The sequence below is a fragment of the Caballeronia sp. SL2Y3 genome (assembly GCF_022879575.1).
Lineage (GTDB): Bacteria > Pseudomonadota > Gammaproteobacteria > Burkholderiales > Burkholderiaceae > Caballeronia.
Window position 1 is genome coordinate 1,641,389 of the sequence record NZ_CP084260.1, and the last position, 12,327, is coordinate 1,653,715.

General features: G+C 61.9%; 10 protein-coding genes, 2 tRNA genes and 1 rRNA gene. 8 read left to right on the forward strand and 5 right to left on the reverse strand.

The features are described from left to right. Nucleotides 1–39: 39 nt before the first annotated feature. The 3 genes from LDZ26_RS07730 to LDZ26_RS07740 form a co-directional block, all read right to left on the reverse strand. A tRNA-Ala gene (locus LDZ26_RS07730) sits at nucleotides 40–115 on the reverse strand. A gap of 4 nt (nucleotides 116–119) precedes the next feature. Next, nucleotides 120–196, reverse strand: a tRNA-Ile gene (locus LDZ26_RS07735). Nucleotides 197–260: 64 nt separating this feature from the next. After that, nucleotides 261–1,792 (reverse strand): 16S ribosomal RNA (locus tag LDZ26_RS07740). Nucleotides 1,793–2,409: 617 nt separating this feature from the next. Between LDZ26_RS07740 and LDZ26_RS07745 the strand changes: the two genes are divergently transcribed. The 4 genes from LDZ26_RS07745 (at nucleotide 2,410) to LDZ26_RS07760 (ending at nucleotide 6,107) form a co-directional block, all read left to right on the forward strand. Next, on the forward strand, nucleotides 2,410–3,621 hold the full coding sequence (locus LDZ26_RS07745) for a DUF2863 family protein (RefSeq protein ID WP_244846666.1): 1,212 nt from the start codon (nucleotides 2,410–2,412) through the stop codon (nucleotides 3,619–3,621). 187 nt (nucleotides 3,622–3,808) lie between these two features. Continuing rightward, nucleotides 3,809–4,618: a response regulator transcription factor gene (locus LDZ26_RS07750; protein WP_244846668.1), complete on the forward strand. Its 810-nt coding sequence runs from the start codon at nucleotides 3,809–3,811 to the stop codon at nucleotides 4,616–4,618. A 67-nt stretch (nucleotides 4,619–4,685) separates the two neighbouring features. Then, the gene (locus LDZ26_RS07755) at nucleotides 4,686–5,360 is read left to right on the forward strand and encodes a hypothetical protein (protein ID WP_206466562.1); all 675 of its coding nucleotides are present in this window, start codon (nucleotides 4,686–4,688) and stop codon (nucleotides 5,358–5,360) included. 147 nt (nucleotides 5,361–5,507) lie between these two features. After that, nucleotides 5,508–6,107 (forward strand): BspC domain-containing protein, encoded by a 600-nt coding sequence (locus LDZ26_RS07760; protein WP_244846670.1) that lies wholly within the window; start codon nucleotides 5,508–5,510, stop codon nucleotides 6,105–6,107. An 88-nt stretch (nucleotides 6,108–6,195) separates the two neighbouring features. Here the strand turns inward: LDZ26_RS07760 and LDZ26_RS07765 are convergent, their stop codons facing one another. Together LDZ26_RS07765 and yaaA are read right to left on the reverse strand one after the other, a co-directional pair. After that, a complete protein-coding gene (locus LDZ26_RS07765) occupies nucleotides 6,196–7,356 on the reverse strand; it encodes a M14-type cytosolic carboxypeptidase (RefSeq protein WP_244846672.1) in 1,161 nt (386 codons plus the stop codon). A 24-nt stretch (nucleotides 7,357–7,380) separates the two neighbouring features. After that, a complete protein-coding gene (yaaA, locus tag LDZ26_RS07770; protein ID WP_244846675.1) occupies nucleotides 7,381–8,160 on the reverse strand; it encodes a peroxide stress protein YaaA in 780 nt (259 codons plus the stop codon). Between the two features lie 55 nt (nucleotides 8,161–8,215). On the opposite strand from yaaA, the gene LDZ26_RS07775 reads away from it, so the two are divergent. From LDZ26_RS07775 to LDZ26_RS07790, 4 genes are all read left to right on the forward strand, one after another. Then, nucleotides 8,216–8,710, forward strand: a complete 495-nt coding sequence (locus LDZ26_RS07775) for a putative toxin-antitoxin system toxin component, PIN family (RefSeq protein WP_244846677.1) — start codon at nucleotides 8,216–8,218, stop codon at nucleotides 8,708–8,710. Between the two features lie 42 nt (nucleotides 8,711–8,752). Then, complete coding sequence (locus LDZ26_RS07780; RefSeq protein WP_244846679.1) at nucleotides 8,753–9,934, forward strand: pyridoxal phosphate-dependent aminotransferase; 1,182 nt, start codon at nucleotides 8,753–8,755, stop codon at nucleotides 9,932–9,934. A gap of 62 nt (nucleotides 9,935–9,996) precedes the next feature. Next, on the forward strand, nucleotides 9,997–11,538 hold the full coding sequence (locus tag LDZ26_RS07785) for a 3-hydroxyacyl-CoA dehydrogenase (RefSeq protein WP_244846681.1): 1,542 nt from the start codon (nucleotides 9,997–9,999) through the stop codon (nucleotides 11,536–11,538). Next, nucleotides 11,535–12,323 carry an oxepin-CoA hydrolase, alternative type gene (locus LDZ26_RS07790; protein ID WP_244846683.1) on the forward strand — a complete coding sequence of 263 codons (789 nt, stop codon included), beginning with the start codon at nucleotides 11,535–11,537 and terminating at the stop codon, nucleotides 12,321–12,323. The genes LDZ26_RS07785 and LDZ26_RS07790 overlap by 4 nt, the downstream gene beginning before the upstream one ends. Nucleotides 12,324–12,327: the final 4 nt, after the last annotated feature.

Below are 12,327 nucleotides of genomic sequence, written 5' to 3' on the forward strand. Positions count from 1 at the left end.
AATGCCAAGTGCTCGTGTCAAACACTTGGCATTGAAGATTGGTGGAGGATGACGGGATCGAACCGACGACCCCCTGCTTGCAAAGCAGGTGCTCTCCCAGCTGAGCTAATCCCCCGGTATGGTGGGTCTGGTTGGATTCGAACCAACGACCCCCGCCTTATCAAGACGGTGCTCTAACCGACTGAGCTACAGACCCTTAGCCTGTTTCTAAACCACAGCCGATAAGCGTGAGCGCTTGCTAGTTTCGTGCGAAGCTCGAGAAAGGAGGTGATCCAGCCGCACCTTCCGATACGGCTACCTTGTTACGACTTCACCCCAGTCATGAATCCTACCGTGGTGACCGTCCTCCTTGCGGTTAGACTAGCCACTTCTGGTAAAACCCACTCCCATGGTGTGACGGGCGGTGTGTACAAGACCCGGGAACGTATTCACCGCGGCATGCTGATCCGCGATTACTAGCGATTCCAGCTTCACGCAGTCGAGTTGCAGACTGCGATCCGGACTACGATCGGTTTTCTGGGATTGGCTCCACCTCGCGGCTTGGCAACCCTCTGTTCCGACCATTGTATGACGTGTGAAGCCCTACCCATAAGGGCCATGAGGACTTGACGTCATCCCCACCTTCCTCCGGTTTGTCACCGGCAGTCTCCTTAGAGTGCTCTTGCGTAGCAACTAAGGACAAGGGTTGCGCTCGTTGCGGGACTTAACCCAACATCTCACGACACGAGCTGACGACAGCCATGCAGCACCTGTGCGCCGGTTCTCTTTCGAGCACTCCCGCCTCTCAGCAGGATTCCGACCATGTCAAGGGTAGGTAAGGTTTTTCGCGTTGCATCGAATTAATCCACATCATCCACCGCTTGTGCGGGTCCCCGTCAATTCCTTTGAGTTTTAATCTTGCGACCGTACTCCCCAGGCGGTCAACTTCACGCGTTAGCTACGTTACTAAGGAAATGAATCCCCAACAACTAGTTGACATCGTTTAGGGCGTGGACTACCAGGGTATCTAATCCTGTTTGCTCCCCACGCTTTCGTGCATGAGCGTCAGTGTTGGCCCAGGAGGCTGCCTTCGCCATCGGTATTCCTCCACATCTCTACGCATTTCACTGCTACACGTGGAATTCTACCTCCCTCTGCCACACTCAAAGCCTGCCAGTCACCAATGCAGTTCCCAGGTTAAGCCCGGGGATTTCACATCGGTCTTAACAGACCGCCTGCGCACGCTTTACGCCCAGTAATTCCGATTAACGCTCGCACCCTACGTATTACCGCGGCTGCTGGCACGTAGTTAGCCGGTGCTTATTCTTCCGGTACCGTCATCCTCCATCCATATTAGGGACGAAGTTTTCTTTCCGGACAAAAGTGCTTTACAACCCGAAGGCCTTCTTCACACACGCGGCATTGCTGGATCAGGGTTGCCCCCATTGTCCAAAATTCCCCACTGCTGCCTCCCGTAGGAGTCTGGGCCGTGTCTCAGTCCCAGTGTGGCTGGTCGTCCTCTCAGACCAGCTACAGATCGTCGCCTTGGTAGGCCTTTACCCCACCAACTAGCTAATCTGCCATCGGCCGCCCCTACAGCGCGAGGTCCGAAGATCCCCCGCTTTCCTCCGTAGATCGTATGCGGTATTAATCCGGCTTTCGCCGGGCTATCCCCCACTACAGGACACGTTCCGATGTATTACTCACCCGTTCGCCACTCGCCGCCAGGCCGAAGCCCGCGCTGCCGTCCGACTTGCATGTGTAAGGCATGCCGCCAGCGTTCAATCTGAGCCAGGATCAAACTCTTCAGTTCAATGCCTGTTACTGTTTTCGGTTCATCTAAGAACCGGTCGCTCACTCAACGTACTGACGATGATTAATCCGTCTCTCGACAGACAAACCTTCCTCTGATACTTCGTGTGAGACTCTTGATACTTTTGCTTGCCCGGCTCCGAAGAACCGGCCGCACTCACCATCAAGCGCCCACACTTATCGGCTGTTAGTTTTTAAAGAGCAATCCGCCAAGACTTTTTACTTCACCGTACCGAGAACCTCGCTCAGCACCGCTTCGTCTTGCGTCGCTGCATCAGCAGCAGAGAAACGAGATTATGTACGTCGTTTCGATCAGTGTCAACAAGTTTTTGAAGCATTTCACTCGTCAACCGCGCTTGGAACACTTCCACCTCCCAAGCCCAACCACGACACGACACCACCGTTCCCGCTTCCTTCGCGTTCGTTGAATCGCGAAGGAACGGAATTCTAGTGAGTGCCGGCGCCGACCGCAAGGGCTCTGTCGAAAAAAAATTGCGATCGCTTGAAAGGCCAACGGCCCTCCCCCGCCTCTATCGACCGACGACGCGCACATCCCGTAAAACAGCCAGCCGAACGACTACAATAAAAGGTTCTTCGCCCAAATGAACCTGTATTGATATGCGCACGCGAACCGCTAAACGCCTCCCTCCAGACGCGGACAAACTCGTCAGCCTCTCTCTCGCGCTTTTCGCCTCGGGCAGCCGCGTCGAAGATCGCTTCTGGGAGGGCCGCCTGGACACTCTCATCGCCAAACTGGTGCGCAACGGCAACCAAACAACTCTTGATGCTGCGCTGGATCACCTGCAGCAGAATCATCCCGACGCCTACGGCGCGTTGGCCGACATGGCGGAAACGCATAGCGAGTCGTTCAAGGTCGATATCGATGGCGTGCCGCACGAGTCTCTCCTGATCGCGGCGCCGGTGCTCGCGTGGACGCGCTATGCGATTCCATCAGGCACGCTCAAAAGCGAGTCCGTCGAAGCGCTCCGCACGCAACTGCAGGCGCACGTGCTGGCTGGCGGCGCACGCGTAGCCGTCGCGCCGTATCTGTACAGCATCGACCAGCTGCCGCGGCATCATGTCGACACAGCTCGCCTCGCGCAACAGTTGACGCAGGCCGCGCTCGGCGGTGCCAGCGCACGTATGAACCTGGCGGACTTGCCGGAAACGTCACCGATCCTCGCCGATCCGCGCTTTCTGCTCGCTGTCGCCGTTGTGCCGGCAGGCGAGGCTTTCTTCCGCTGGCAGGAAGACGAGAACGGAGCGCGCATCGAGCGGAGTCAATGTCTCGAACAATGGGCGGCTCAGGGCGGCGCCAGCTTTGCGAGTATTCTTCCCGGCTGCGAATTCGAATGTTTGTTGCCGGATGCCTACTATTCGGCATGCCGGGATGCCGACGAGCAAGTGCGCCCTCACACCGTGCGCACTGCTGTTCGCTATCTTTTCGATACGCTCGGCACCGGCCCGCAGGAGCTGCGCGCGGTCATCGCGGGCTTCGGCGAGCGCCGCATCGACGAATATCGCATCGGATTCACACGGCGCGGCAGCAACGATGTGATCTACGGCGTCGTTTGGCCGCTGTACGGGCGCGAGAACGGCGAGGCAGGCCTCGAAGATGAAGCCGAACTCGAAGGCGCCGACGGTCCGGTGGAAGAGATCGTCGAGTTGCTCAGAAAGTCCGGCGTCACCGACGTTCGCCGCCACGCCGGACGCTTCGAGCCAGAGTTTTGCGATGACTGCGGGGTGCCGCTCTACGCCGATCCGCTGGGCGAGATCGTCCACGCCGAGATGCCCGAGGACGCCGAACCCGCTCAGCCCCACTTCCATTGACATGCGTCAATGCTTCGGCAGCCTGGCAAAGCCCCGCACTCATGCGGGGCTTTGTGCTTTTTCGCCTATGCCATTCGGATAGGGGGCGCAACCGCAAGAAGTTTGTCAATATCACGTCAACGCCGACATTCGCTGGCGTTTAGTTCCGCCGCGAGTGGGCGTCGGATGTATTGACAAGAGGTTGAGCATGAAAATAATCATCATGGGTTCGGACGCGGAGCGCCGTGCGGGCCTGAAAACACTGCTGCGCCGTGTCGCACGTCAAGCGCAGTTCACCGAAGCAAGAGACTGGCGGCAGGCGGCATCTGCGCTCAAGCGCATCGAGGCTCGCATGATCGTGATCGACTGGGCGGAGAGCATGCGCATGAGCGAACTCGAAACGCTGCTCGACAACGCGCCCGCCGTTCCCGCCGCGGTCATGGTGGACCGCTCCGGTGCCGCACAGGTCTACATGCTCATGAGCGCGGGCGCAATGGGCGTCATTCCTCGCACGCTCGAGCCCATCCTCATTCTGCGCGCGCTCGAAATGGTACTCATCGGCGGTCACTATGTTCCGCCGGATGTCATCGATCTCGCGCCCATCCGCGATCTGCCTATTCGCCGTCAGCACGCCCTTGCCGCGATGCCGGACAGCGCGCGCGTTCATCCGACGCTTTCGCCGCGCCAGCAACAGATCATGCGGTGCGTGCATATGGGAAGCACGAACAAGATGATTGCGAAGACGCTCGGCATTAGCGAAGGCACGGTCAAGATTCATCTTGCAAGTATCTTCCAGCAGCTCGGGGCACCGAACCGAGCGGCGGCAGTCGCCATTTACAACGGCGTGCAGAATTCGTATCTGGAGATTCTGCGTAGCGACGCCGAACAAGCCATCCGCGCAACGCCGGGCGAGTCCAATGTGGTCCCGTTGCGCAGGCGGCGCGCGAAATATCCGCCGATCGAGAACCAGGACGGCGCTTCGCTACCCATGGCAGCAGAGCCCGAGGCGTCGTTCTAGCAACAATCACGCGATCCGGGTTCGTTGATTGCGCACACGTTTCAAACGTAACGAGTAATATGCAGGCATGGGGTTCTTCTATACACCGCTACCGCTTTGGCTGACCGTCGGCAGTTGGATTGTTGCCGCGGGGCTGCTTGCACTCGTCCTCGTGCAGCGGCCGTTCAATCGCCTGCATGACGCCACCCTCCAGCACGTCTGGCTTGGGGTGATCGTCTCGGTAACGGTGCTATGGGCCTGCAACGCATGGTTCGATGACGGACCCGTCATCCACTTGCTGGGCGCCACGCTGATGGTCACGCTCTTCGACTGGCGGCTCGCGCTCATCGGCACTGCCGCGAGCACTGGGCTCGCTGCCGTGGTGCTCGATGCCTCCTGGCTCTCGGTCGCAATCACGTACCTTCTTTTCGGCGCCGTGCCCGTCGCGGTCTCCACACTGCTGCAGCGTCTGTCCAATGCATGGCTGCCGCGCAACCTGTTCACCTTCATCGCAGGCCACGGGTTTATCGTGTCGGCCGCAGCAGTGGCGGCTGCTTGCGGCTCGACCGTGTTGCTCGAGGCAGCGCTTGCCGGCGGTGCGGTGAATGTACCCGCTGCATTCACGCGCGGATCGCTATTGCTCGGTGCCGGTGAGTCCTTGTTTACCGGACTTCTCACCATTCTCATCACCGTGTATAAGCCGGCGTGGATCACCACGTATGACGTGCGCCGCTATCGCCTGGACCGTGGTCCGCGAGTTTGACGTCGACCTAGAAGAACGTCCACCCACACGGCAGACCGCGCCCTCTCGCATGGCCGGCGGTCCGATACGCGCACAAAGTGCGATAAGATTGAACTCCTTCCCCACACGGGGCATCTTACTTGCCCGTGTCTTCTTAGCGCCAAATTGATGGAAAGTAACTTTGCACCGCGCCGGCTGATGAGGCTCGTCGGCCGGTTCGCGGTATGCGCAGCGCTTCTGTGCGCGACGTCCGCCTTTGCCGATACGCTCGACGAGCGCAATGAACTGGTTCATCACTTCGTGACCGATTTCAACGCCAATCCGCTGGTTGCGGATTGCGCCGCGCATGGCAACTTCATCGCCAGCACGTCGGCGGCGTTCGATCATGTCGAATTCTCGCCTGCTTCATTCGATTCATCGCATTCCACCATCGAACCGTGGAACGACTCGTTCGACGAGAAGAAGCAGCGCATCAAGGTCGACAATGTCGTGACCGTCGAAGGACAAGGCGTCGCGAAAAGCGGCGAGAAAGATCCGACGCCGCTCAAATTCCGTTGTGGCTATGTGGGCAGTCAGATGCTCGCCTTCGGATGGAACGACCCGGTTCCGCCGTTGCGTCCGCATGCAGAGCCGCGCAGCACGTCCGGCAAGAAAGGCAAGCACGGCGCGAAGACGAAGTCGTCGTCGAAGAAAGCGGCAGCGGCAGGCAAGAGCACGAGCGGCGGCACAAGCAGCAAAAGCGCGAAAAAGGCGTCGAAGAAACACTAGCCGGCCTAAGGCGGCGAGGCATGAACAAAGGGCGTGGCCATCGCAAGACGGCCACGCCCTTTTCATTGTTTGCGGATAGCGGTCGCTATCAAGCCGCGCACGCCTGCAACTGCCAAAGAATCGCCTGCAGCATGGCGGCACCGAGCGCCGCACTGCGTTCACCGTTCCAGCCGACGCGCTCATCCGGCAGATCAGCGTTGTCCTTGAACGGCATTTCGAGCGTGAGCGACAGACACTTGTATTCGTTGCTCATGTACTTGGACGCCAGCTTCAGCGCATCTTCCCGATATTTGCCGCTCTCGTAGCCGTGCACATCCTGAAAGTCAGGACTTGCCTGCTTGAAGAACTGCACGAACGCCTTCTGCTCTTTCGCCTGTTGCTCGGTGAAGGCCGGCAGCATCTCCGACCCGGCGACGAACACGTGCGGAATGGCCTCATCGCCGTGGATATCGAAGAACATGTCGCAACCCGTCGCACGAATCGCGTCGCGCACGACCAGCACTTCGGGACTGCGCTCGGCGCTCGGCTCCATCCATTCGCGATTCAGGTTCGCGCCCGCCGCATTCGTGCGCAGATTGCCGAGCACGCTGCCGTCCGGATTCATGTTCGGTACGATATGAAACACCGCGCGATCGAAGAGCGCCCGCGCGACCGGATCGCCTGACCAGTCGCCCCAGCCTGCAAGACGTTTCACGAGTCCTTCGACGAACCATTCCGCCATCGTCTCGCCGGGATGCTGGCGCGCGATGATCCATATGTTCTTCTTGGGACGCGCGGCCGCCTCGTCGGTCAGGCCGAGCGTAAGCAAGGACATCGGCCGGTTCTCGACCGTGCGGCCGAGTTCCGTCAACGTTGCATGCGGCATCTGCTGAACCGCGCCGAGAAACTCCGAGTGGCGCTCCTCGGTATACGGCTCGAAGTACGCGTAGTACACGCGATCGAAGTCCGGCGTGTGATCGATCGTCAGCACGCGGCCGTCGTACTGCGTCGGCACGCGAAACCAGTTCACGCGATCGTAGCTCGCGACCGCCCGATAGTCGCGCCATCCATCGGGGAAGGCACACTGCGCCGCGTTCTCGAACGTCATCACGAGGCGCTCGCCGCGCGCGCCCGAGACGCGAAAGTAGAACCACTGCGCGAAGTCGGCCTTCGTGTCCGGACGCACGCGCAGGCGAATGTTCGCGGGATTGCTCGCGTCGATGATGTCGATCGCGCCTGCGTCGAAATTGCTGGTAATCGAAATGCTCATGATGATGTCCTTGATGCGCCTGTCTCACTCCGCGACGCGGCGGCGAAACACATAAGTCGTATCGTTCGATGCATTCGCGTCGAACCGGTAGCCTTCGCTGTCGAAGCCCTTCAGCGCCTCGGGCTCGTCGATTCTGTTCTGCACCGCGTAGCGCGCCATCAGGCCTCGCGCGCGCTTCGCGTGAAAGCTGATGATCTTGTAGCGGCCGCCCTTCCAGTCCTCGAAGACCGGCGAGACGACGGGCACGTCGAGCTGCTTCGGCTTCACCGACTTGAAATATTCCTCCGATGCGCAGTTGACCAGCACGCGCGCGCCGCGCTGCCGCTTGAACTGCGCATTGAGCGCCGCCGTGATGCGCTCGCCCCAGAACGCATACAAATCCTTGCCGCGCGCGTTCTTGAACTTGGTGCCCATTTCCAGCCGATACGGCTGCAGCAGGTCGAGCGGCCGCAGCAGTCCATACAAGCCTGACAGCACGCGCACATGATTCTGCGCGTAGTCGAGATCCGCGGAAGTGAGCGTCTTCGCCGCGAAGCCTTCATACACATCGCCATTGAAGGCGAGCACCGCCTGCTTCGAATTGTGCGCGTCGAACGTCTTCGACCATTCGGCATAACGCTGGAAGTTCAGCGCCGCGAGTTGATCCGAGATGCCCATCATGCCGCCGATCTGCTGCGGCGAAAGCTGGCGCAAGCCTTCGATCAACTCGGCGGCGTCATCGACGAATTCGGGCAGCGTGTGCTTCCTGATGTGAGCGGGCGTCTCGTAGTCGAGCGATTTGGCGGGCGAGAGAACGATTATCATGGAGGCTCGCCGGCACCCCGCCGGCGACATAGGCATAAACCCCCGATTGTATCGAATGGAAAATTCCGCCGCGCCGCCTCACAATCTGCGGGTCGTGCTCGATTCAAACGTGTGGATCGACATACTCGTGTTCGACGATCCGGCCACGCGGCCGATCCGCGCCGCGCTCGAAGCCCGCGCGCTCGATGCGCTGATCGACGCGCGATGCCTTGCCGAACTGACATACGTGCTCGACTATCCGCATTTCGTGCGCATGGGCATCGACAAGTCGGCGGCGCTCGCGACGCTTGGTAGTCTGTCGCGCTTGGTCGCGCCCGAAGCATTGCCGGACGCGCCTGCTCTGCCGAAGTGCCGCGACCGCGACGACCAGAAGTTTCTCGAACTCGCGCAGGCATCGCAGGCGGACTGGCTCGTCTCGAAAGATCGCGCCGTGCTGAAGCTCGCGCGGCGCGTCGCGCGCGACTTCGCGTTTCGCATCGCCGAGCCCAAGCCGTTCGTCGCCGCGCTCGAAGCGCACGCCGCCCTTGTCGCCCTTGCCGCCCTCGCCTGATTACCGCATGTGAATACCGCTCAGCCCACGTCCTCCTACGCTATGAACGCTACGCACGAAAAGAATCCGGCTGCACCCGATCTGTCCTTCCCGTCGCGTCTGCCGAATGTCGGCACGACCATTTTCACCGTGATGAGCGCGCTCGCCGCGCAAAAAGGCGCGGTGAATCTGGGCCAAGGCTTCCCCGATTTCGACTGCGATGCGCGCATCGTCGATGCCGTCGCGTCCGCCATGCGCGACGGCCACAACCAGTATCCGCCGATGTCGGGCGCCGCGCCGTTGCGCCAGGCGATCGCGCGCAAGATCGAGGCGCTCTACGGCCGCGCCTACGACGCCGACCGCGAGATCACCGTCACGGCCGGCGCGACCCAGGCGCTGCTCACGGCCGTGCTGTGCTGCGTGCATCCGGGCGATGAAGTCGTCGTGATCGAGCCGATGTACGACAGCTACGTGCCGGCCATCGAACTGGCGGGCGGCAAGCCGGTGTTCGTCTCGCTCGAAGCGCCCGACTACGCGCTGCCTTTCGACAAGATCGCCGCCGCGATCACGCCGAAGACGCGCCTTCTGATGATCAACACGCCGCACAATCCGACGGGCCGCGTCTGGCGCGATACGGACATGCGCAAGCTCGAAGACATCGTGCGCGGGACGAACTTGCTGATCGTCTCCGACGAAGTTTATGAACACATGGTCTACGACGGCGCGCCGCACGAGAGCGTGTCGCGCTATCCGGAGCTCGCGAAGCGCAGTTTCGTCGTGTCCAGTTTCGGCAAGACGTTTCACGTGACCGGCTGGAAGATCGGCTATGTGGCCGCGCCCGTCGCGCTGACCGCCGAGTTCCGCAAGGTGCATCAGTTCAATGTGTTCACGGTGAACACGCCGATGCAAGTCGGGCTCGCGCATTATCTGGAAGATCCGAAGCCCTACCTTGAATTGCCCGCGTTCTATCAGAGAAAGCGCGACTTCTTCCGCGCCGGGCTCGCCGATACGCGCTTCTCGCTTCTGCCCTGCGACGGAACCTACTTCCAATGCGTCGATTATTCGGCGATCAGCGACATGCCCGAAGCCGAGTTCTCGCAATGGCTGACGAGCGAGATCGGCGTCGCGGCGATTCCCGTGTCGGCGTTCTATCACGAGTCTCACGAGTCGGGCGTCGTGCGCTTCTGCTTCGCGAAGAAGGAAGAGACGCTCGCGCTCGCGTTGGACCGACTGCGCAAGCTCTGAGCGTCGTCTTGCTGCCGGACACGATAGACCACACAGAGAACATCGAGGAGTCGAACCGCATCATGAGTCCGCAGGAATACAAGATCGAAACCCTGGGCATCGTCGGCAGCGGCGCGATGGGGCGCGGCATCGCGCAGATCGCGGCGCTCGCCGGACTGACCGTGCGTCTCTACGATGCGAACCCGCAAGCACTCTCGGCCGCGCGTGCGTATCTGTCCGACACGTTCGACAAGCTCACCGCCAAGGGCAAGCTGAAGGAAGCGGACGCGCACGCCGCGCTCGCCCGCGTCCATGACGCGCAGGACATCGGCGAGCTTTCCGACTGCGGCGCGGTCGTCGAGGCGATCGTCGAGAACCTCGAAATCAAGCGCGGACTCTTTCGCGAACTGGAAGCGGTCGTCGGCGACGCGTGCATTCTGGCGTCGAACACGTCGTCGCTGTCCATCACCGCGATTGCGGCGGGCTGCGCGAAACCGGAACGCGTCGCGGGCTTTCACTTCTTCAACCCGGTGCCGCTGATGCGCGTGGTCGAAGTCATCGACGGCTTGCGCGGCGACCGAAAAGCCGGCGACGCGCTAATGGAACTCGCCCGCCGCATGGGTCACACGCCGGTGCGCGCGAAAGACATGCCGGGCTTCATCGTGAACCACGCCGGGCGCGGCATGAACACCGAAGGCCTGCGCGTGGCGAGCGAAGGCGTCGCGAGCTTCGCGGACATCGACCGCATCATGCGCGAGCAGGCCGGTTTCCGGCTCGGGCCGTTCGAACTGCTGGATCTCACCGCGCTCGACGTCTCGCATCCGGTGATGGAGTCGATCTATCACCAGTTCTACGAGGAGCCGCGCTTCACGCCGTCGCCCATCACCGGGACGCGGCTCGCGGGCGGGCTCATCGGGCGCAAGGCGGGCGAAGGGTTTTATCGCTACGTGGAAGGCAAGCAGCAAGTGCCGGACGAGCCGCCCGCGCCGACGCAACTGCCGGCGCGCGTGTGGATCAGCCGCGCGTCGCCCGCTGCCCGCGAGCAGGTGCTGAAAGTCATCGCGAAGCACGACGCCGCCGTGCACATCGACACCGGCAACACGCCCGCGCCCGATTCGCTCATCGTCGTGACGCCGCTTGGCTTCGACGCGACCACGACCGCCGTCGCCGAACATCTCGACGCCACGCGCGTCGTCGCCGTGGATACGCTCTTTCCGCTCGATACCGTCGCGCGCCGCACCATCATGACGACGCCCGCGACCACGCCCGCCATGCGCGACGCAGCGCACGCGCTCTTTGCCGCCGACGGCGTGCCGGTCACCGTCATCCGCGATTCGACCGGCTTCGTCGCGCAGCGCGTGGTCGCGACCATCGTGAATATCGGCTGCGACATCGCGCAACAAGGCATCGCGACGCCGGAGGACATCGACCTCGCGGTGACGCTCGGCCTGGGCTATCCGCGCGGGCCGCTCGCGCTCGGCGATTCGCTCGGCGCCACGACCATTCTCACGATTCTGCGCAACATCCAGAGCGCGCTCGGCGATCCGCGCTACCGCCCTTCTCCGTGGCTCACGCGCCGCGCGCAGCTCGGACTTTCGCTTACCCATACCGAGGAGCTCCGATGAGCGCCGAACTGCTGACACACCGGCCCGCAGGCAGCGACACCACGCTCGTGCTCAAGCTGTCCAATCCGGGCGCACGCAACGCGCTGCATCCGGACATGTACGCGGCCGGCATCGAAGCGCTTTCAACGGCCGAGCGCGACAACTCCGTGCGCGCGATCGTGCTGACCGGCGCGGACAACTTCTTCTGCGCGGGCGGCAACCTGAACCGGCTGCTGGAAAACCGCGCGAAAGACCCGTCGGTGCAGGCAGAGAGCATCGACTTGCTCGCCGAATGGATCAGCGCGCTGCGGGCTTCGACGAAGCCGGTCATCGCGGCGGTCGAAGGCGCGGCCGCCGGCGCGGGCTTCTCGCTTGCGCTAGCGTGCGATCTGATCGTCGCCGCCGACGACGCGAAGTTCGTCATGTCGTATGCGCGCGTGGGCCTCACGCCGGATGGCGGCGCTTCATGGTTCCTGACGCGCGCGTTGCCGCGCACGCTCGCGAGCGAGGTGCTGCTCGAAGCGAAGCCCATCGGCGCGTCGCGTCTGCACGAGGTCGGCGTCGTCAACCGGCTGACGAAAAAAGGCATCGCGCTGGATGCCGCTATCGCGTGGGCCGACGATCTCGGCAGCGTGTCGCCCAAGGCGCTCGCGCGCATCAAGTCGCTGATGAACGCGGCGGACGTGCAGCCGCTCGCCGCGCATCTCGATATGGAGCGCGACGCTTTCGTGGATGCGCTTCATCGCGGCGACGCGCTCGAAGGCATCACCGCTTTCCTTGAAAAGCGCCAGCCGAACTATCGCTGAAATC